The sequence below is a fragment of the Streptomyces sp. NPDC050546 genome, assembly GCF_044457425.1.
GTDB lineage: Bacteria > Actinomycetota > Actinomycetes > Streptomycetales > Streptomycetaceae > Streptomyces.
Window position 1 is genome coordinate 77,831 of the sequence record NZ_JBITGX010000028.1, and the last position, 20,524, is coordinate 98,354.

14 protein-coding genes, 2 tRNA genes and 1 other RNA gene are annotated in these 20,524 nt (G+C 72.1%); 6 read left to right on the plus strand and 11 right to left on the minus strand.

Translation table 11 applies throughout. The features are described 5' to 3' along the window. Positions 1-12 precede the first annotated feature (12 nt). The 3 genes from ACIBK5_RS41910 (at position 13) to ACIBK5_RS41920 (ending at position 1,954) form a co-directional block, all read left to right on the plus strand. Positions 13-1,251 carry a sensor histidine kinase gene (locus ACIBK5_RS41910; protein ID WP_399028508.1) on the plus strand — a complete coding sequence of 413 codons (1,239 nt, stop codon included), beginning with the start codon at positions 13-15 and terminating at the stop codon, positions 1,249-1,251. Further along, positions 1,248-1,856: a response regulator gene (locus tag ACIBK5_RS41915; protein WP_399028471.1), complete on the plus strand. Its 609-nt coding sequence runs from the start codon at positions 1,248-1,250 to the stop codon at positions 1,854-1,856. Before ACIBK5_RS41910 ends, ACIBK5_RS41915 begins: the two co-directional genes overlap by 4 nt. Before the next feature lie 22 nt (positions 1,857-1,878). Beyond that, positions 1,879-1,954: transfer RNA gene (locus tag ACIBK5_RS41920), tRNA-Gly, on the plus strand. Between the two features lie 58 nt (positions 1,955-2,012). Here the strand turns inward: ACIBK5_RS41920 and ACIBK5_RS41925 are convergent. The 6 genes from ACIBK5_RS41925 to ffs all read right to left on the minus strand — a co-directional run bounded on the left by ACIBK5_RS41925 (position 2,013) and on the right by ffs (position 11,122). Next, complete coding sequence (locus ACIBK5_RS41925) at positions 2,013-2,912, minus strand: phosphoribosylaminoimidazolesuccinocarboxamide synthase (RefSeq protein ID WP_399028473.1); 900 nt, start codon at positions 2,910-2,912, stop codon at positions 2,013-2,015. 68 nt (positions 2,913-2,980) lie between these two features. Next, entirely contained in the window at positions 2,981-4,456 is a 1,476-nt protein-coding gene (locus ACIBK5_RS41930) for a N,N-dimethylformamidase beta subunit family domain-containing protein (RefSeq protein WP_399028474.1), read from the minus strand. A gap of 232 nt (positions 4,457-4,688) precedes the next feature. Beyond that, positions 4,689-6,533, minus strand: a complete 1,845-nt coding sequence (locus ACIBK5_RS41935) for a hypothetical protein (RefSeq protein ID WP_399028511.1) — start codon at positions 6,531-6,533, stop codon at positions 4,689-4,691. A 328-nt stretch (positions 6,534-6,861) separates the two neighbouring features. Continuing rightward, entirely contained in the window at positions 6,862-8,112 is a 1,251-nt protein-coding gene (purD, locus tag ACIBK5_RS41940) for a phosphoribosylamine--glycine ligase (protein ID WP_399028476.1), read from the minus strand. A gap of 411 nt (positions 8,113-8,523) precedes the next feature. Next, entirely contained in the window at positions 8,524-10,977 is a 2,454-nt protein-coding gene (locus ACIBK5_RS41945) for a DNA polymerase III subunit gamma and tau (protein WP_399028478.1), read from the minus strand. A gap of 46 nt (positions 10,978-11,023) precedes the next feature. Next, an RNA gene (gene ffs / locus ACIBK5_RS41950) (signal recognition particle sRNA small type) lies at positions 11,024-11,122 on the minus strand. A 72-nt stretch (positions 11,123-11,194) separates the two neighbouring features. Here ffs and ACIBK5_RS41955 point away from each other — a divergent pair. Further along, positions 11,195-11,282: transfer RNA gene (locus ACIBK5_RS41955), tRNA-Ser, on the plus strand. 400 nt (positions 11,283-11,682) lie between these two features. Here ACIBK5_RS41955 and ACIBK5_RS41960 read toward each other — a convergent pair. Next, positions 11,683-12,402 (minus strand): hypothetical protein, encoded by a 720-nt coding sequence (locus ACIBK5_RS41960; protein ID WP_399028480.1) that lies wholly within the window; start codon positions 12,400-12,402, stop codon positions 11,683-11,685. A 235-nt stretch (positions 12,403-12,637) separates the two neighbouring features. On the opposite strand from ACIBK5_RS41960, the gene ACIBK5_RS41965 reads away from it, so the two are divergent. Both ACIBK5_RS41965 and ACIBK5_RS41970 read left to right on the plus strand, forming a co-directional pair. Beyond that, positions 12,638-12,916 (plus strand): CopG family transcriptional regulator, encoded by a 279-nt coding sequence (locus ACIBK5_RS41965; RefSeq protein WP_399028482.1) that lies wholly within the window; start codon positions 12,638-12,640, stop codon positions 12,914-12,916. Then, positions 12,913-13,338 (plus strand): PIN domain-containing protein, encoded by a 426-nt coding sequence (locus ACIBK5_RS41970; protein WP_399028484.1) that lies wholly within the window; start codon positions 12,913-12,915, stop codon positions 13,336-13,338. The genes ACIBK5_RS41965 and ACIBK5_RS41970 overlap by 4 nt, the downstream gene beginning before the upstream one ends. A 40-nt stretch (positions 13,339-13,378) precedes the next feature. Here ACIBK5_RS41970 and ACIBK5_RS41975 read toward each other — a convergent pair whose 3' ends face one another. The 4 genes from ACIBK5_RS41975 to ACIBK5_RS41990 form a co-directional block, all read right to left on the minus strand. Further along, positions 13,379-15,001: an amino acid ABC transporter substrate-binding protein gene (locus ACIBK5_RS41975; RefSeq protein ID WP_399028487.1), complete on the minus strand. Its 1,623-nt coding sequence runs from the start codon at positions 14,999-15,001 to the stop codon at positions 13,379-13,381. Positions 15,002-15,005: 4 nt separating this feature from the next. After that, the gene (locus ACIBK5_RS41980) at positions 15,006-17,207 is read right to left on the minus strand and encodes a hypothetical protein (RefSeq protein ID WP_399028489.1); all 2,202 of its coding nucleotides are present in this window, start codon (positions 17,205-17,207) and stop codon (positions 15,006-15,008) included. A gap of 157 nt (positions 17,208-17,364) precedes the next feature. Further along, the gene (locus tag ACIBK5_RS41985) at positions 17,365-17,850 is read right to left on the minus strand and encodes an MSMEG_6728 family protein (protein ID WP_399028491.1); all 486 of its coding nucleotides are present in this window, start codon (positions 17,848-17,850) and stop codon (positions 17,365-17,367) included. Positions 17,851-17,922: 72 nt separating this feature from the next. Further along, positions 17,923-20,394 (minus strand): SpoIIE family protein phosphatase, encoded by a 2,472-nt coding sequence (locus tag ACIBK5_RS41990; RefSeq protein ID WP_399028493.1) that lies wholly within the window; start codon positions 20,392-20,394, stop codon positions 17,923-17,925. Between the last annotated feature and the right edge of the window lie 130 nt (positions 20,395-20,524).

The window sequence follows — 20,524 nt, forward strand, 5'->3', positions numbered from 1 at the left end:
GGCGGGCTGGAGATGCGCGGGGCGGGCACGTGGTGGCGCGGGAAGAGCACCCCGGCGAAGGTGGAGACGTACACGCGGTGGTCGTTCCACACCCTCGTGGTGGTCCAGGTCACCGTGGTCGGACTCGTCCCCTTCGCCCATGCCCCGCGAGGGGTCGCCCTCCGGATCTTTCTGCTGGTGTGCGGGCACGCCGCGATCTGCGCGGTCACCGCCTCACGCGCGCTGGACTGGAAGCGCGGCAGCCGCGAGCAGCCCGTGCGCTGGGTCGTCGCCCTCGCCGCGACGACCCCGGCGGCCGCCGTCATCGCCGTGAGCGCCGTGTCGCACGGTCCGGACCCGGAGCGCGTGGCACCCACCCTCTTCGTCGGCATCGTGTCCTGCGGCACCGGCTTCATGACCCTCGGGCTGCGCAGCACCCGGCACATGTTCTGGGGCGTGCTGGCCGGGTCTGTCGGAGCGGGGGCGGTGGCGTTCTCACAGGGCTTCTCCTGGCCCGCCTCGGTGGTCGCGGTCGGCGTGGTGCTGCTCGTCACCGGATTCCTCACCTTCACCTGCGTCTTCTCGGTGTGGCTGCTGGACGCCGTCTACGAACTCGCCGAGGCCAGGGACACCCGCGCCCGGCTCGCCGTCGCCGAGGAGCGGCTGCGGTTCGGGCGGGACCTGCACGACGTGATCGGACGGAATCTGGCCGTGATCGCGTTGAAGAGCGAACTGGCCGTGCAACTGAACCAGCGAGGGCGACCGGAGGCCGTGGAGCAGATGATCGAGGTGCAGCGGCTCGCACGCGAGTCCCAACGGGAGGTGCGGGAGGTCGTCCGCGGGTACCGCGAGGCCGATCTCGGCGCCGAACTCGCCGGTGCACGGGGCGTGTTGACGGCGGCCGGAATCGACTGCACTTTCACCGGCCCGGCCGCCGGGCTGCCCTCGCCGGTGCAGTCCACGCTCGGCTGGGTCGTCCGGGAAGCGGCGACGAACGTGCTGCGGCACGGGGACGCGCGGCGCTGCGCCGTGCTGATACGGGTGGAGGAAGGCCTGGTGGCGCTGTCCGTGGAGAACGACGGAGTGCCGCAGGACGCCGGGGCGCGTCCGAGCGGTGGATCCGGCCTGGCGGGGCTGAGTGAGCGGCTCGCGGAGGTCGGCGGGACGCTGCGAGCCGGGCCCACCGAGGACGGGCTGTTCCGGCTGGCCGTCGAGGTGCCGTTGCCGTCGGACGCCGAGGCTGCCCGCTCCGTGAGCGAGGTCACGCCATGACCGTACGGCTGCTGCTCGCCGACGACGAGCACCTCATCCGCGGGGCGCTCGCCGCGCTGCTGTCGCTGGAGGACGACCTCATGGTCGTCGCCGAGGCGGCCACCGGGCCGGAGGCGATGGCGATGGCCCGGGCGCACGAGCCCGATGTCGCCGTACTGGATCTCCAGATGCCCGGCGCCGACGGTGTGAAGGTCGCCACATCCCTTCGCGCCGAACTGCCCGGCTGCAAGGTGCTCATCGTCACCAGCCACGGGCGGCCCGGGCATCTGAAGCGGGCGCTGGAGGCCGGGGTGCGGGGGTTCGTGCCGAAGACCGTGAGCGCGCAGCGGCTCGCGGAGCTCATTCGTACCGTGCACGCCGGCAACCGTTACGTCGACCCGGAGTTGGCCGCCGACGCGATCGCCGCCGGGGACTCGCCGCTGACCGCGCGGGAGGCCGAGGTGCTGGAACTCGCCGCCGACGGAGCGCCCGTGGCGGAGATCGCCGAGCGGGCCGCACTGTCGCAGGGGACCGTACGGAACTATCTGTCGTCGGCGGTGTCGAAGCTCGGGGCGGAGAACCGGCATGCGGCGGTGCGTCTCGCACGGGAGCGAGGTTGGGTATAGTGGTTCCCGCGCCACGGCGCATGCGAACGTAGCTCAGTTGGTAGAGCGCAACCTTGCCAAGGTTGAGGTCGCGAGTTCGAACCTCGTCGTTCGCTCCAGCGAGAAGCCCCCCGGTTCCGGCCGGGGGGCTTCTTCGTGTCTTGCGCCGGGTGCGGCCTAGGCCCAGGTCAAGCCCGTCAGGCGCTCGTACGCCTCCACGTACTTGGCGCGGGTGGCGTCCACGACCTGCTGCGGCAGCGCCGGCGGGGGCTGCTCGCTCTTGCGGTCCCAGCCGGACTCCGCCGAGGTCAGCCAGTCACGGACGAACTGCTTGTCGTACGACGGCTGCGCGCGGCCCGGCTGCCACTGGTCGGCCGGCCAGAAACGGGAGGAGTCCGCGGTGAGGACCTCGTCCGCGAGGACCAGGTCGTCTCCGTCGAAGCCGAACTCGAACTTCGTGTCCGCGAGGATGATGCCCCGCTCCCGGGCGATGTCCCGGCCCCGGGCGTAGACGGCGAGGGTCGCCTGGCGCAGTCGGGCCGCGGTGTCCGCGCCGACCTGGCGGGCGACCTCCTCGTAGGAGACGTTCTCGTCGTGCTCGCCGACGGCGGCCTTGGTGGCCGGGGTGAAGATCGGCGCGGGCAGCTCGCTGCCGTCGACCAGGCCCTCGGGGAGGGCGAGGCCGCAGACCGTGCGGGTCTCCTTGTACTCGACCAGGCCCGAGCCGGTGAGGTATCCGCGGGCCACGCACTCCACGGGGACCATCTGCAGGGACTTGCAGACCAGCGTGCGGCCCGCCCAGTCGGCGGGGGCGCCAGCGGGCGGTTCGGTGCTCAGGACGTGGTTCGGAACCAGGTCGGCGAGCTGGTCGAACCACCACAGGGAGAGCTGGGTGAGGACCCGGCCCTTGTCCGGGATCTCGGTCGGCAGCACCCAGTCGTACGCGGAGATGCGGTCGCTGGCGACCATCACGAGGTCGCCCGCCTCGTTCTGGTACAGCTCGCGCACCTTGCCGGTGTGCAGATGCACCAGACCCGGAACCTGGATCGGCTCGGGCTTTTCTACGAATCCGGACACGGTTCCTCCCCGTGGTTCTGTCCTATGGCTTGATTCTCCCGTATTCACGGGCGATCACGGACAGTGGGTCAGTCGCGTTTGCAGATGCGGTCCAGGAGATTTGCGGTGGCGCGCTGGATACGGGGGTCGGCGTGGTCCGGGCGGTCCAGGGCCGGGGTCCAGGCGAACGTTCCGGATGCGAAGATCCAGGCGCCGGAGGGGGCGCGGTAGAGGGACGTCTCCTGGTGGCGCCGGACGCCTTCCTTGTCGGTGTACGGGGAGTGCGCGAGCAGGACGCGCTCCTCGTGCTCGGGCAGCGGGGTGCGCGGGAAGTAGCGGTCGGCCTCGCCCGCGACCAGGTCGGCGATCTCGTCGCCCTCGTGCGCGCCGGTCGCCTCCCACAGCCAGTGATCGGCGTTGCGCACGATCAGGGGCCCCGGCTCCGGGACGTGCCCCACGTACTGGATGCCGATGAGCTGCTGCTCCGCCCGGTCGATCTCCCGCCACAGCACCGGCTTTCCGGGGCCCCTGCGTTTGCGGCAGGTCAGCAGGCGGTCGGGGACTCCGGACGGGGAGGGGCCCAGTTCCACCTGCCAGTACATGGAGTTGGCGGAGAGGAAGACGAGCGAGGTGCCGGCGTCGCGGGCGAGCTCCACACTGCCGCGCATGGCGGCCGACCAGTACTCGTCATGGCCCGGGAAGACCAGTCCGCGGTAGTGGGTGGGGTCGACGCGGCCCGCGTGCAGGTCGCTCGCAGTGGCATAGGCGATGTCGTAGCCGTAGCGCTCGGCCCAGCGGATGAAGTCGTAGGCGTGGCCGACGTGGAGCGGCAGGCCCGCGCCCGCGTACGGGCGGTCGAAGGAGACGGTCGTGGCCGCCTCCGACTCGCCCAGCAGCCGGCCCTTCGCGTCCCAGGCGTGGTAGAGGCTGGCGCCTGTGCGGCCGTCCTCCGGATAGAGGTTGTACGCCTGCCAGGTGATGTCGGGCAGGACGAGGAGCAGGTCGGCGGGCTGGTCGTGGCGGACCGTGAACGGGACGTGGGAGCGGTAGCCGCCGGCGGTGGTGAGGACGGCGACGTACGCGCCGATGTTCCAGTACGACGGGATCTGGAGTCGCCAGGAGAGCCACCAGTGGTGGCAGGAGACCGTACGGTCCGCGGTGAGCGGCGCGGGCTGGACGATGCCGGACAGCCTCGGGCTGGTCGTGATCTTGGCGGCTCCGTCACCGCCGTAGTGGCCGATGCGGTAGATGTCGACGCCGAACTCCTGGGGCGGGTCGACGGTGATGTGGAAGTCGATGGCCTCGCCGGGCGCGACCGCGCCGGTGGAGGTGAAGCCCTTGATCTGGCGGTTGACGTCGTCGGCCGCGCGGGGGCCGTTGGAGCGGGTGGTCTTCCTCGGGGCGTGGGGCGCGTCCTGGTCCACGTACCAGGGGACGACCTGGCCGGTGTCGTCGAAGTACGTCACCGTGCCGCGCAGCCACGGAACGGGGCCCTGCCCGAAGGGATCCGTCACGGCGTGCGCCAGCGCTCCCGACTCCCAGCGGCGGATCTGCTCCGAAGCCATGGCTGCTTCCCCTCCCCTTCGCCCCCGTGGTGGTGCCTGCTGGTGTGATGCGTGCGGTCTGTGTGTGAGTGCGTGGTGAGTGCGTCCTCTGTGGTGCCGTCGCGCTTATGTGCTTGTCGTATGTCGTCAGCCCTTGCCATGCGCGCGAACGGTCCAAGCACATCACATAACGCGCGCACTTCGTCACTGTTCGTTTTGAATTGGCCAGAAGTGGAAGCGGGTGCTCCGGCGGTCAGACGAGCCGGACCGGCTTCTCCGGGCGTATCCCCAGCTCGGCCAGCCAGGCGCGCAGGGGGGTGGGGTCGCCCTCCTCGATCAGGGTGAGGATCTTGGGCGCGAGATCGGCGGTGCGCTCGCCGTTGTGGAGGAGCGTGGGGCCGTCCAGCCAGTCCAGACCGGGCGTCGCTCCGGCGGTGTCCATCGCGGCACAGCAGATCATCGCCGTGAGGTGGTCGGCGAGCAGTTCACGGGCCGTGCGCGGGGGCTGGAGGGGGAAGAGGGGGAGGGCCCGGTCGTCCCAGAGGGCGAGGGGGTCCGGGGTGGCCGGGGAGCCGGCGGCGGGTGCGGCCGTGGCCGAGGAGGCGGTGCCGGAAGTGGCGGTTCCGGAGGTGGCGGTCGACGGGCGGGGCGTCGCGGCGGTCTCTTCGCGGGCCAGTTCGGCGCTGAGGCGGGCGGCCAGGTTGGCGCTGCGGGGGGTGGTACCGGAGAGGTCTTCCTCGTCCTCGTCTTCGTATTCGTCGTCCCCGTTGGGGGGAGGCGGTGGTTCCGGGGTGCCGGTGGGGAAGGGGGGCGTTTCGCCGGTCGGGGCCGTCAGGTGGTCCAGGACACGGGACAGGGTCGGGCTGCCGGTGGCGGGGGCCGCGGGTCCTGCGGCGGGGCGGACGCCCATCGCGTCCAGGACGCGGTGGAGCCGGGCGGCGTCGATACGCCATCTGCGGTCCACAACCTCATCCGGATACTCGCTCCAGTCCACCGGCGACCAGTCGGGCCCGGGACCGGCGGGGCCACCGTGGAAGAGGCGGGCCGCGAGGAGGGAGGCGGACTCGTCGACCGCGCCCGGCTCCTCCAGCAGATCGCAGGCGGGCCGCTCCCCGAGACGGGACGCGAAGCCCTCGGCCAGGCGGTCGCGCCGGGACAGCTCCGTGAGCGCCGCCACCACGCCGGCGTCCAGCCGGGACGGCCAGCGGCCCATCCGCCAGGCGGGCAGCGCGACGCGGGTCAGCAGCCGGTCCCAGCCCGCGTACGCCAGGCCCACCTGCTCCTGGGCGACGATCCGCAGCCCGTAATCCACAGCCTGTGCACGCTCCGCGGCCGCGGCCGCCACGCCCCGCTCCAGCTCGGCGGCATGGAGGCGGCAACTGCGCAGCAGCAGCCGGGCCACCCAGCCGACGCCGGCCAGCACGGCCCGCGACACCGGATCGCGGCGAGGCGCCGAGGTCACGGCCACCGCGGCGTCGAGACCCCGGACGAAGCGCCGGGCCGCGGCTATGTCCGGGTGGGCGGAGGGGCCCGTACCGGCGACGACCGGGGCGAGGACCGCGCGGAGCTCGCCGACCCGCATCCACCACAGGAAGGGGGAGCCGATGACGAGGACCGGCGCGACCGGGTGCCGGCGGTGCGCATGCTTCCCCGCGCCCGCTATGTCGTCGTGCTCCTCGGCCGGAGGCGGTCCGTGGGCCGGGTGGGTGCGGTCCTCCAGCCAGCTGTCGCAGTCCGGCGTGAGCGCTATCGCGGAGGGGGCGGGGACCTCGAGGCGGTCCGCCAGGTCACGCACCATCCGGTACAGGTCGGGAGCCGCCTCCTCGGCGATCGGGACGGTCGGGCTCATGGCCGGACGGGCCCGGGCGACGACCAGGGCGATCCCGGCGGCGGCGAGCAGTACGAGGACGGCGACCGGCGTCAGGACCCAGCGGGCGGCGTCCCAGCCGGGACCGGCGAGACGGCCGGAGAAAGCCCCGGCGAGCAGGATCACGGCGACGGCCGCGGGCAACAGGGCGACGGCCAGCGCGCGGCTGCGGATGCGCAGCACGACCAGTGCCCGTGCCCGCGCGACCTGCGCGCCTGCCTCCACACCCATACCGGTCACGACCGACCTCACCCCCTCCCCGTTGACCTGACGCTTTCCTTGCTCACTCCCCCACTGTGGCACCCGCCACTGACATCGCAATGCCGGTGGGCCAAGTGCCGGAACGCTTGCGCCGCACCCTAGTTGGGGCTCAGCCCCCCGTCAGCCGGATAGGGCATCGGTCACTCGATGGAATGGCTCTGGGGAGAGGTGGATGACGGAAAGCGATGGTCAGGCCCGCACCTGCCGAAAACTTCAGGCCCCGGATCCTGAGACGGATTCGGGGCCTGTGGGGTTCATCGGCGGCGGGGTGGTTTCCCCCGGTTCGGAGTGGGTCCGGCTACGCGCCCGCCGCCTTCGCGGCGATGTCCGTGCGGTGCTGGGAGCCGTCGAGACGGACGCGGCCGACAGCCGTGTAGGCGCGGTCGCGGGCCTCGGTGAGGTCCTTGCCGGTGGCCGTGACGGACAGGACGCGGCCGCCCGCGCTGACGACCGCGTCACCGTCGCTCCTGGTGCCGGCGTGCAGGACGTAGGCGTGCGGGGCGTCCTGGGCGGCGACCTCGTCGAGACCGGTGATCGGGTCGCCGGTACGCGGGGTGCCGGGGTAGTTGTGCGAGGCGATGACCACGGTCACGGCCGCTTCGTCGCTCCAGCGCAGCGGCTCCAGGTGGGCGAGATTGCCGGTGGCGGCCGCCATCAGGAGACCGGCCAGCGGCGTCTTCAGGCGGGCCAGGACGACCTGGGTCTCCGGGTCGCCGAAGCGGGCGTTGAACTCGATCACGCGGACACCGCGGGAGGTGATCGCGAGACCGGCGTAGAGCAGGCCGGAGAACGGCGTGCCACGGCGCTGCATCTCGTCCACGGTCGGCTGCAGGACCGTCTGCAGCACCTCGTCGACGAGCTTGGGGTCGGCCCACGGCAGCGGGGAGTACGCCCCCATGCCGCCCGTGTTCGGCCCCTCGTCGCCGTCCAGCGCGCGCTTGAAGTCCTGGGCGGGCTGGAGCGGCACGACCGTCTCACCGTCGGTGACGGCGAACAGGGAGACCTCGGGGCCGTCGAGGTACTCCTCGATGACCACGCGCTCGCAGGCGGCGGCGTGGGCCCGGGCCGCTTCGAGGTCGTCGGTGACGACGACGCCCTTGCCGGCGGCGAGGCCGTCGTCCTTGACGACGTACGGAGCGCCGAAGGCGTCGAGGGCCGTGTCGATCTCGTCCGCCGTGGTGCAGACGTACGAGCGTGCCGTGGGCACCTCGGCCGCCGCCATGACGTCCTTCGCGAAGGCCTTGGAGCCCTCGAGCTGGGCGGCCGGGCCGGACGGGCCGAAGACCGGGATGCCCGCCTCGCGCACGGCGTCGGCGACACCGGCGACCAGCGGCGCCTCCGGTCCGACGACCACGAGCTCCGCGCCGAGCCGGGTGGCAAGCGCGGTGACGGCGGCGCCGTCCAGGGCGTCGACCTGGTGCAGCTCGGCGACCTCGGCGATGCCGGCGTTGCCGGGGGCGCAGTGCAGCGCGGTGACGTCGGGGTCGAGGGACAGGGAGTGGCACAGGGCGTGTTCGCGGGCGCCGGTACCGATGACGAGGACCTTCACGGGGGTCAGCCTAACGGGAAGCGCCGGGTTTTCTTTGTGCGGGCTTCCGAAGGGGGTGGGGGTGTGGGCTTGGAGGTTTCTCCGAGGGGGGTGTCACGGACCGGCGCGGGCGTGACGGACCGGCGCGGGTGTCATGGACCGGCGCGGGTGTCATGGACCGGCGCGGGTGTCACGGATCGGCGCGGGTGTCACGGATCGGCGCGGGTGTCACGGATCGGCGGGTCACCGAGCGGCGGGGGGGGACCGAGGGGCCGTCGAGGGCTCAGCCGTGCGGCTGGGCTTGTGTTCGGTCGGGGTGGGGCTAGCCCTCGGCGGCTAGGGCTGATCCGTGCGGCTGGGGCCAGTCCTAGCGGCGTCGGCTCGTCCGGGCGGCTTCGGCCAGTACTGGCCGGTTTCGACTCGTCCGGGCGGCTAGGGCTCGTTTGAGAACTCGTCCATCACCGTTGCTCCCAGCTCCCGGACGATCAGGTCCTGGCCGGAGAGGGCCGACTCGTCGAGGTCGGGGTCGTCGTCCTCGGGGATGTCGTCCTCGACGGAGACGGACCGCGGCTTCGGGGCGGAGGGCTGGGGAGCGGGGGCGGACGCTGCGGGGGCGGAGGCGGGAGCGGGCGTGCTCGACTGCTGGGCGGGAGTGGACGGGGCGGTCGACTGGGCCGGGGCGGGACGCTGGGCGGTTGCCGTACCGCCGCTGCCGCTGCCGGCGTTGTAGCCGCCACCACCGGAGCTGTGACTGCCGCCGCCATAGCCACTGGCGCTGCCGCCGTTGCCTCCTCCGAAGCCGGAAGGGCCGCCCGGAGCCGGGGGCGCGGAGCCGCCGGAGGGGTCGACGATCGCCTCGATCTTCCACTGGACGTTGAACTGCTCGCCCAGCGCCTGCCGCAGCACGTCCTCGCTGCCGCTGCTCAGGAAGTTGTCCCGCGCACCCGCGTTGACGAAGCCGAGCTGGAGGGTCGTGCCGTCGAAGCCGGCCACCTGGGCGTTCTGGCTGAGCAGGATCCAGGTGAAGCGCCGACGGTTCTTGACGGCCTCCAGGATGTTCGGCCAGAGCATGCGGGGGTCGAGACCGCCTGCGGGAGCGGCGGCGGGGGCGGCCGGAGCGGAGGCCGAGGGGGCCGGTGAAGGTGCCGGTGGGGTACTGGCGGTGGGGGTGCTCGGGGCGGGTGCGTTCGCCGCCGGGGCGTTGCCTGCCGGGGTGTTGGAGGCGGGTGCGCCCGGGCCGGCCGTGGGCCAGCCACCGGGACGACGGCCGCCACTGCCCGCGGAGGCGGCGGTGGGCCAGGCGCCGGGGGCCGGGGCGGCGGGGCTGGGTGCGGGCGTCGAGGGCGCTGGGGGTGCCTGGGCCGGCTCGGAAGGCTGGGGCGGCTGGGGCGGCTGGGCGTGCCCGCTGGTGGTGGGGCCGGAGGCGGCGGGGGGCTGCTCGGCGGGGGCACCGGGGGGCCCACCGGGGGACCCCGGGGCACCGGGAGCTTCGGGGACGTACCCGGCCGCAGCCGCCGTATCACCGCCACCGCTACCAACGCTGCCACTGCCACTGCCGCCGCTGTTCCCGCTCCCCGGTGCTCCGGAAGCCCGTACGGCCGCACGGGCCGCGGCCGGACCGCCACCGGGCGGAACCGGAGCAGCAGCGGCTGCCGCCGCTCCGCCATGCCCCTCGGGCCCGGGCGCGTAGCCCATGGCGGGCATGCCGGCGGGTGCCGCGGAGAAGTTCACGCCGCGCTCGATGCGGTCCAGGCGGGCCATGACGGACCGCTCGTCGCCGTAGGCGGCGGGGAGGAGGACGCGGGCGCAGATCAGCTCGAGCTGGAGGCGGGGCGAGTTGGCGCCGCGCATCTCTGTCAGTCCCTCGTTGACGAGGTCGGCGGCCCGGCTCAGCTCGGCGGCGCCGAAGGTGCCGGCCTGGGCCTGCATACGCTCGACGACATCGGCGGGGGCGTCGATGAGCCCCTTCTCCGCCGCGTCCGGAACGGCGGCGAGGATCACCAGGTCACGCAGCCGCTCCAGCAGGTCGGTGACGAACCGACGGGGGTCGTTCCCGCCCTCGATGACGCGGTCGACGACCTCGAAGGCGGCGGCTCCGTCGCCGGTGGCGAAGGACTCGACGACGGAGTCCAGGAGGGAGCCCTCGGTGTACCCGAGCAGGGCGGTGGCCATGGCATACGTCACACCGTCCGCGGCGGCGCCGGCGAGCAGCTGGTCCATGACGGACATCGAGTCACGCACGGAGCCGGCACCGGCCCGCACGACGAGCGGGAGCACACCGTCGTCGACCGGGATGGCCTCCTTCTGGCACACCTCGCCGAGGTAGTCCCGCAGGGTCCCGGGCGGGACGAGCCGGAAGGGATAGTGATGGGTCCGCGACCGGATCGTCCCGATGACCTTCTCGGGCTCGGTGGTCGCGAAGATGAACTTGAGATGCTCCGGCGGCTCCTCGACGACCTTCAGCAGCGCGTTGAAGCCGGCCGACGTGACCATGTGGGCCTCGTCGATGATGTAGATCTTGTAGCGGCTGCCCGCGGGTCCGAAGAAGGCCTTTTCACGCAGGTCACGGGCGTCGTCCACGCCACCGTGCGACGCGGCGTCGATCTCGATGACGTCGATGGAACCGGGGCCGTTGCGCGCGAGGTCCTGACACGACTGGCACTCACCGCACGGTGTGGGCGTCGGCCCCTGCTCGCAGTTCAGACACCGCGCCAGGATCCGCGCGCTGGTCGTCTTGCCACAGCCGCGCGGCCCGCTGAACAGGTACGCGTGGTTGACCCGGTTGTTGCGCAGCGCCTGCTGCAACGGGTCGGTGACGTGCTGCTGCCCGATGACCTCGGCGAAGGTCTCCGGGCGATAGCGGCGGTACAGAGCGAGAGACGACACGCATACGAGGTTATAGGCGCCCACTGACAACGAGCCCCGCCCCGGGAACGCAAACGCCCCCCACGCACCCGCCAGAGCCAACCTACCCTTGCTGCCTTCCGGCCCTGGGGGAGTTCAGTCAGATAGCGCCGCGTGGGGAGCTGCGCCAAGGCTACCTGATGTCAGGGGCAGGGAACGAGTTCGCGAGCACTCCTCCCAGTCATGTAATGTCTTCGACGGAGGATTCGCCTAGAGGCCTAGGGCGCACGCTTGGAAAGCGTGTTGGGGGCAACCCCTCACGAGTTCGAATCTCGTATCCTCCGCCAGTGCCTCACCGGGCACGATGTCGAAGGGCCCCACCGTTCGCGGTGGGGCCCTTCGACGTTGTCCGTCTCAGTTTCCGTCCACGAGGAGGCTCTGCACCTCGTCGATCATGTACGGCTCGATGTCCTGCCAGGCGACGCGTCCCTCAGTCCCATCGCCTCGCGAACTCAGCTCCGGCCAGCAGGTCGCCGGTCCGCACGATTGGATCATCGATCCCCATGGCCAGCAGGACATCCGCGGGAAGGGCTACGTACTTTCCCTTCACCTTCGTGACACGACAGGGGAAGCGGCCCGCCCTCACCAGCCCGCATGCCCTCGATGCCTCGACCCCGAGGAGATCTGCCACCTTGCGCAGGGGCACTGGCTCGGCCAGCCACTGCGACAGTCGCCTTGCATCCTGGCTCACCCGGCTTCCTGTTGCGGTCCGTCGAGTTCGTCGGACTCGCCCTCGGGCACCTGCCCCGCAGCTGAGGCGAGGAACGCGTCCAAGAGGCCGAGGCGGTGCAAGGTGGCACCCATGCGTTCACCGCTGATGCACTCCCGCAGCAGCGAGTCCACCTCGCCGACCACCTGGATGTCTGACTCGTTCCGGATGGGCGAGTAGCCGTCATCAGGCAGGCACGCGCGGTCGGAAAGACTATGGGGATCCGTCGTGCGCTCGGCCGGATCAGCCCGCTCCACCGCCCAGCCAGCGGCATTGGCGGCTCTGACGACCTCGTCACGGACGTTGTCGCCTTCGACGGCCACTGCCAGCCCGTACAACGCACCGAACACCATGGCTGACCTCACCTCCGCTACGTCGACGCAGAGCCTCCGCGACACTCTCGCGGCCGACTTCCGCAGGTAGGGGATGACGAAGTAAAGCGCGAGCAACTGGCTGCGCTGAGCCAAGTTCGGGACGTCGCTGCGCGCATCTCGCCCCACGCACCGCCACAATGCATCCCGCAGGGCAACATCAGCCGCGTGGCGTGCCGCTGCTTCCTTCGCCTCCGAGAGCGTGAGGTGCTCACCTACCGAACATCTCTCCCCGGGTGCATGTGGACAGATCAACTGTCCACTGAGCAACTGCGAAACCTTCAGCTCAACCGACCTGAAGACGTCCGCCGACGGCAGCAAGGACATGGACTCTCCTCCAGTCGTTCCGACAACGACTGGAGGCTGGCCGCCGCGAAAGGCAGCCATCCGTGTCTGCCCCTTCGTGCGCCGGTAAGAGTGAACGGCACGAGCTAGCTGAGTGAAGGGGCATGCCTCGGCGACCATGTGCGGAAAGGCTCATGAGTTGGCCATTTCCATCCTGGGCTGACCGATCGGAGCAAGCTCTGGTAAGGGCGTTTGCACCAAGAGTATGGTCCTTTGTATGGCGACTAAGAAAGTGACAGTGACGATCCCTGAGGACCTCTTGGACGAGATCCGCGCCGAAGCGGCTGAGCGGGGGCTTTCCGCATATGTAGCCGAAGCGCTGCGCTTCAAGCGCGACCGGGACCGGCTGCTGGAGCTGGTCGACTGGCTGCAGGAGGAACACGGCCCGGTCACCGAGGACGAGCACGCGGCAGCACTCGCGGAACTCGAAGATCTCGACACCGAGCACGATCGCCGCCGCGCCACCGGAGGACCCAACGCCGGAGAGGCCGCGTGAAGAAGCGCGCCAGTGAGCACGGACACAGGCCACTGCGTGTCTTCGTACTCGACTGCGAGGCCTTGTCCCTGGCCGTGCGTGGCGACCGGAAGATGATCGCCTGGCTCGACCTGGCGGCCAGGGGGGAGGCCGAGGTGGTGACGTCTCCCATGACGCTGGTCGAGGCGTACGACGGCAGAACCACCGAGCAGCGCTGGGACTGGGTGCTCTCCCGGCTCAAGGTCTCCGACATCGGAAGGGACGAGGCCCGCGAGGCCCGGCGCCTCCTGGCCGACGCCGAGCTGCACGGTCACAAGTACGCGATCGATGCCGTGCTCGCCGTCATCGCACGCCGGCAGAAGGGGCAGGTCACCGTCTTCACCTCGGACGTGGACGACCTGGAGAAGCTCCTCCCGGACTCCATCGTCGTCATGAAGGTATGACCCGGCGTTCTGGTCCCGGTCGGATCCTCTCGGGGGCGGATCAAGGTGTCGTGCTGGGGATGACGCAGTTCTTCGGTTGGGGTTTGCCTGTGGGCCAGCCGAGGCCGACGAATTTCAGGGTGCCTTCGCCTTTTCGGCCCGGGTCCAGTTCGACGATGGCGGCCGGTTTGTCGTAGGCGTTGCCGCCCGTGGTGAGGCAGATCAGGCCGCTGGTGGCCTGGACGCGGTGGCGGGACTGGAGGAGGGACCACTGGCGGCCCACGTCCTCGCGGGTGGGGGCGGTGGTCTCGGGGGCGCCTCGCTGGGCCTGGTGGAGGGCCTTGCCGATGGTGATGAGGCCGTCATAGACGAGCATCGTGCGGGAGTCGTCCAGGTTCGGGGTGGAGCCGAGTGTGATGCCCTCGCGTCGGGTGGCGGTGATCTGGTTCCTGAGGATGTCCAGGGCCGCCTTCGGTTCGGTGAGGTATTGGGGGAGGTCCTGGGTCCGCGGCTTCCTGCTGGGGGCCGCCGTGTGGGTCTTCGTCCACTTCGTCAGTTCCGTCGTCCAGGCGTCCGGGTGTGCGGGGGCCGCGTACTGCACCGTCACCTTCGCCCTGCCGTCGTCGCCGCGGAGGTGGGCCCAGTCCTTCTCCGTCATCGCCTGGCGCAGTGAGGCCGCGTCGGAGCCGCTGACGATGGTGTAGTGGCGGTTCTCGCAGCCGACCTGGGCGAGCTTGAGGGCGAAGATGCGCAGGTGGAGCGTGCGCCCCGCGAAGTAGATCGTGTCGGCCTCGGAGTCGCAGATGTTGTTGGCCGTCTGGGTGAACTGGTTGCCGGTCGAGCCCGCCTCGTCGATGGACGGGGACTCGAAGGACATCGCGGCGGGGCCGGCCGGGCCCTTCTCCTTGATCCTGCTGAACGCCCTGGCCAGCGACTCGTTGTAGCCGTCGGGGCGTTTGTCGTAGACCAGGACCGTTCTGAGGTTCCGGCGGCCGCGTTCGCCGTTGAAGTTGGCCAGGGCCTGGGCCGCGTCGTTGTTGGTGGGGAGGATGCGGGCCAGGCCGGGGAAGCGCAGTTCGGCCATGCCGTCGGCCTGGTCCTCGTTCGCGATTCTGTCGCCGCTGATTCTGGCCGCCAGGACCGGGATCCTGTTCTCCGTCAGGCGCTTCACCGCCGCCTCCGTGGCGGCGAGGCTCAGGTTGAAGCCGGTGACCGCGCGCAGCCGGTCCTCCGGGGAGGCGGCCATCCGGAGCAGGGCGTCGACGACCTTCGCCTGACGGCCGTAGGCCCGGCCCGGGTTGGCCAGGACCAGGCGGATCCTGGGGGGTTCGCCCTCGCCCTCGTTGGCCTGCCGCTGTCCCAGGTAGGCGCCCTGGAGGTCGCTGCGCATCTGCCGGCGCAGGGCCTCGCGGTCCGACTGGAGCGGCAGCATCATCGCCACCGTGACATGCGGCTGGTTCGCGATCCTCTGGTTCTCGCGTGCGATGGCCCGGGCCACGTCGGCGATCTCCGGGGTGCCGAAGTCGTAGCCGTCGCCGTTGACGCCGACGCACTCGTCCTCGATCCGCTCGACGCCGTCGGCGCAGGTGTCCGGCCTGCCGAGGAGGGCGGTGGTGAGGGCCACGCCTGCCACGATCGCCCCTACGAGGAGCACCGCGTAGAGGATCTTGCGCCATCTGGGCATGCCGTCATCTCCTTCGCCGGAGCTGTTCGGTGCAGGTGCAGCGCAGCAGGGGCTGCTCGTTCTCCGCCAGGCCGCTCCAGTCCGTCGCCGTCCTGCTGAGCCGGCCCGCGCCCTCGAAGTCCATGATCGAGAGCAGGTCCAGCAGCTTGGCCAGCGTGCGGGCCGTCTCCTTGCCGGTCGGCCTGGTCCGCTCCTCGCACAGCCACACCGCGTGCAGCAGTTGGTCGACGGTCCGGCGCAGCGGCGGGCCGTCCGCCGCCACCAGGCCCTGGGCGCGCTCCCGCCGGGCGTCCGCCCCTCCCGGGTACGGCGCTTGGGCGATCTCCAGAAGGTCCGCGCACCAGGCGCCGGGGCGGCCGGGCAGTGTGGCGGCGAGGTGGCTGACGACGTCGTCCGCGCCGCCGGACACCAGGTGGTGGTTCATCCGGTGGGCGGTGAGCGAGCGGAAGGCTCCGTCGCCCCTGTCGCTCCCGTCGCCCACGTCGCCCCGGGCGTTCCCCGGCTCCCCCGCCGCGCGTTCCGCGTAGTGGTCGCGCAGCAGATGGTGGTCGGCGTACCAGGCGGCGCCGCCGGGGCGCAGTCCGTAGAGCCGGTGCACCAGCAGCTGGCGGAGGCCGAAGTCGCCGATGAAGTGGCGTTCGCAGGCGGGCCATCCGGTGTCGGTGAGGAGCTGGGTCACGTGATGGGCGGTCAGGTGGTGGACGTGGCCCGACTGGTGGTGGCGGAGCAGGACGTCCGCGCACTCCGTGTCGTGGGCCACCGAGAGGTGGGAGAGGAGGTCGAGCCACTGGGACCGGTGCTCCGTGGGGAGCCGTACGGGTAACTGGTCCAGGATCAGTTCCCGGAGCAGGACGTCCGCGACGGGGCGTTCGGGGGTGTCGTCGCCGGGGAGGCGCAGCGGGGCGTCCAGGATGTCCCGGTCGTTGGCGTCCGCCGGCATGCGGAAGGCCGCGGCTGCGGCGGAGAGGCGGATCACCGTGTGCGGGCGGCCGCCGCTCAGCCGCGCCACGGCCGCGTCGATCCGTCGGCGGTTCGTGCCGCCTTCTGGCTCGGCGCGCTGCTGTCTTCGTACCGTTTCGCGCCGGAGCTGGTCGCCGGTGAGCAGGGGCATCCGCAGCAGGACCACGCCGTCGGCGAGGGGTGCCCGGTCCGCGGCCCCGTCCGTACGGCGGGACCAGGCGGGCGGGGCGCCGTCGGCCGGACGGTACTCCGCCGGGGGCGCCACCTCCTCGGGCGGCAGGCCGCCGTGCAGAAAGGCGCCGCCGTCCGGACGGCGTGCCGTGCCCACGATCACCACGCGGTCGCGCTGCCCGGCCCGGCGGTCGGTGAGTACGGCACGCAGCAGCCGCTCGCCGAGGGGCGACTCGGCGTGGTCCAGCAGCATCGCCGGGCGGCCGACCCGGCGGAGCCAGCCGGAGGGCGAGGCGTACGCCGCCTCCAGGTCCTCGCGCAGGGCCCGGAACAGGAAGCTCTCCGCCACGTCCCGTGACTCGCCGCCGGCACGGAAGTCGGCGGCGAGAATGCGCAGTCCGATCCTGGGCTGGCCTGCCGCGCCGGGGTAGGAGCCGTAGAGCCGCCCCAGTTCGGCCCTGCCGCGGGGGGCCAGTCGCTGGAAGAGGGCGTCCAGCAGGGCGTTGCTCACGGCCGCCGAGTACGGGTCGAGTGCTTGCCCGTACAGGGTCATCAGCAGGTTCCGGATGGCGCCGCGCAGCACACCCCGCCAGAAGTCGCCGGTGACCAGGCCGCGCAGGCGCTGCTTCTGGGCCAGGCCCTCGTAGCGCTCGGCCTCCGTCGCGACCGCCTCGGGCGTGCCCTCCGTGACGCCGGTCGCGATCATGGCCAGGCCGGGGAAGAGCCGCGGGAAGGCGAACGAGCCGCCCGTGCCCTGCCAGTTGCCCAGCCGGCGGGCCACCTCGACCAGGGCCTCGGTCGTGGCCGAGCGGGCGCCGGGCTCCGGGTCCGCGCGGTCCGCGTACACCGGTGAGGCGCAGTCCAGGTGGATCACCGGCACCTTGGCGGCGAAGCGGTCCCGTACGGCGCGCAGCAGCCGGCCCTTGCCCATGCCCGGTCCGCCGGTGAGCAGGACGACGGGCAGGTCGGGGCCGTACAGCAGGTCCCGGCCGGTCCCCGACGGCGTCCGCCCGAGCAGCCCCGCGAAGAAGCCCTCCTCGCCGAGGAGTTTCTCCAACCCCAGTTCTTCACACACGGACCCCCCATGGAGTGCCTGCCCGCCCGGGGGCGGGTGACCCGTGACCGATGTGCCAGAAACGATCCAGTGGAACACGGAACCTCTGACCGGACAACGGGGGCCGCACGGAAGGGAGTTACCGATTTACCGGTGCTCGAGCGGACCGGGCCGAGGGTCACCCCGCCGGCGGTCGCTCGTCGGTCCGGTCCGACGCGGGCCAGACGTAGGGCAGGTCGTCGGGGACCCCGGGGAACAGCTCCGCGTACGTGGTCGCGTCCTTGCGGACCAGGGCCGAGCGGTGGCTGCGGTGGAAGGTGTCGTCACCCAGCCAGGGCGGCAGTTCGCCCTCGGCGGCCAGCAGGGGCTGGTCCCTTACCGGTGCGTGGGGGCGGGTCGCCGCGAGGTCGGCGACCAGAGTGGCCGCGCAGCTGTCCTGATGGCCCTGTTCACGCCAGACGCGGCAGATCTCCAGGCCGTAGCGGACCAGCGCCTCCTCGTAGCCGGCCCACATCCGCACGGCCGGATGCCGGCGCCACGCGTAGTCCGGTACGACCAGGCCGCGCAGCACCTGCAGCGCCTCGACCCGCTGTTTGCCGAGCCGGCGGCGGTCCAGGACCAGGGCCGACTTCCGGAAGCCGGGGTAGGGAAGGAAGGTCTGCACTCCGTCCTCGCACTCGGTCCTCGCACTCCGTCCTCATACTCGGTCCTTACGCTCGGTCCTCACGCTCCGTCCTCACAGGAGAGGCAGTGTCTGTTCCGCCCAGATGGTCTTGCCCGTGGCGCTCTGGCGGGTGCCCCAGCGCTCGGTCAGCTGGGCGACGAGGAGCAGGCCGCGGCCGCCCTCGTCGTAGGAGCGGGCACGTCGCAGATGGGGAGCGGTGCTGCCGCCGTCGGAGACCTCGCAGATCAGGGTCGTGTCATGGATCAGGCGGAGCTGGATCGGCGGCTCGGCGTGGCGGATGGCGTTGGTGACGAGTTCGCTGACGACCAGCTCGGTGACGAAGACGGCGTCGGACAGCCCCCACCTCGCCAGCTGCGCCACCACGTCCTTGCGGGTCTGGGCGACCGCGGACGGGTCGGCCGGCACCGCCCAGGTGGCGACGTGGTCCGCGTCGAGCGCGCGGGTGCGGGCGATGAGCAGGGCCACGTCGTCCGCCGGGCGCCGCGTCAGCAGGTCGGACAGCACCGTGTCGCACAGGGCGTCCAGCGAGGTCGCCGGGCGGGCGAGGGCCTCCCGCAGCCGGTGGACCCCGGCGTCGATGTCGCGGTCCCGGTTCTCGATCAGGCCGTTGGTGTAGAGGGCGAGCAGGCTGCCCTCGGGGATGTCGATCTCGGTGGCCTCGTAGGGCAGGCCGCCCACGCCGAGCGGGGGCGCGGCAGGGAGGCCGACGAGCTCGACGGCGCCGTCGGGGCTCACCACGGCCGGTACGGGATGCCCGGCCCCGGCGAAGCAGCAGCTCCGCGACACGGGGTCGTAGACGGCGTACAGGCAGGTCGCGCCGACATCGCCCGCCCCGGAGGGTTCCGCCGCACCCCGCTCTCCCTCCTCCTCCCTGTTCAGCCGGGCGACGAGGTCGTCGAGGTGGGTCAGGAGCTCGTCGCACGGCAGGTCGATGTCCGCGAGGGTGCGTACGGCCGTGCGCAGCCGCCCCATGGTCGCCGAGGCGTGCAGGCCGTGGCCGACGACGTCGCCGACGACCAGCGCCACCCGCGCGCCGGAGAGCGGAATGACGTCGAACCAGTCCCCGCCGACCCCGGCACGCCCGCCCGCGGGGAGATAGCGGGACGCGACCTCGACCGCCGCCTGCCGGGGCAGCCGCTGAGGCAGGAGACTGCGCTGGAGGGTGACCGCGGTGGCTCGCTCCCGGGTGTAGCGGCGGGCGTTGTCGATGCTCACGGCCGCCCTGGCCGCCAGCTCCCCGGCCAGGACCAGGTCGTCGTGGTGGAAGGTCTCGGCGCTGCGGTAGCGGACGAAGAAGGCGACGCCCAGGGTGGCGCCACGTGCGGCCAGGGGCACGGTCATCACCGAGTGGATGCCGAACGCCCGGACCCGGGCGGCGCGGACGGGGTCGCGTGCGAGCCAGCCGGCGAACTCCGGGTCGGACACCTCGTGCAGGGCGGGCCGTCCGGTGCGCAGGCTCTCGAAGGGCGCCGAGCCCGGAGGGTAGGTATCCACCTGGCCGGCCGCCACCGCCGACTCCGGTGCCCCCGGGGTCACGGACCGCAGCGCGGCCCGCCGCAGCCGCAGCGGCCCGTTGGCCGGAACGGCGTGCGCGGGCGGTTCGGCCACGTCGTCCAGCGCCTCCAGCAGATCGACACCGACGAAGTCGGCCAGGGCGGGGACGGTCACGTCCGCCAGCTCCTGGGCCGTGCGTGTCACGTCGAGCGTGCTGCCGATACGCCGGCCGGCCTCGGCGATCAGCTGGAGCCGCTTGCGGGCCCAGAACTGCTCCGTCATGTCGTGCGCGGAGAGGCAGACGCCCTGGACGGTGCCGTCGTGGTCCCGCAGCGCGGACAGGAAGACCGACCAGGCGTGCTCGTGGTCCTCCCCCGGGGCGCGCAGGTAGTTCTCCTGGTACTCCGGCTCACCGGTCCGCAGCACCCGGGCCATGCCGCGTTCCGCGCGCTCACCGGCGTCGTCGTCGACGATCTCGGACACGCGCAGTCCCAGCATCTCCTCCTCGGTGAGCGCCGTGGAGCGTTCCATGTCCGCGTTGGCCCGCCGCAGCCTCAGCCGGGTGTCGTAGATCGCCAGGGCGCAGCACGGGGACTGGGCGAAGCTCCAGCTCACGAGGGATTCGTCGAGGCCGGCCCGCGGCCGCGGGCCGGTCAGGGCGGAGACGATGAGCCAGGCGCGGGGGCCCGTGCCGGGCTCCCTGTGGTGGGCGAGGATCCTGACCGTCAGCTTGCGGCCGTCGCGGTGCCGAAGCGCTACGTCGCCGCTCCAGCGGGGGAGTCCGGCGAGGGCGGGCATGCCGCCCCGCACGGGGATCGGCTCGGCCAGCAGATCCGCGGCGCGGCGGCCGGTCATCTGTCCGGACACGTACCCGAGGAGTTGCTCGGCGCCCGCGTTCCAGCCGGTCACCGTGCCGTGTTCGTCGAGGGTGATGCGGGCGGTGAGGGCTTCGCCGACGAGTGCTTCGAGGGCTCCGGGTGCTTCTCCGAGCGACCGGCCGGCCCGGCCGACGCTGACGGGCTGCTCCATGATCGGTCATCTCACTCTCGGGGTGAATCAACCGTAAACCCCGGATATGCGCAACTATCACCTGGTTACCCCGATTGCGGCCGGTCTCACCGTGCCACCACCGGCCGGCGGAGCGGGGCGAGCAGGTCCG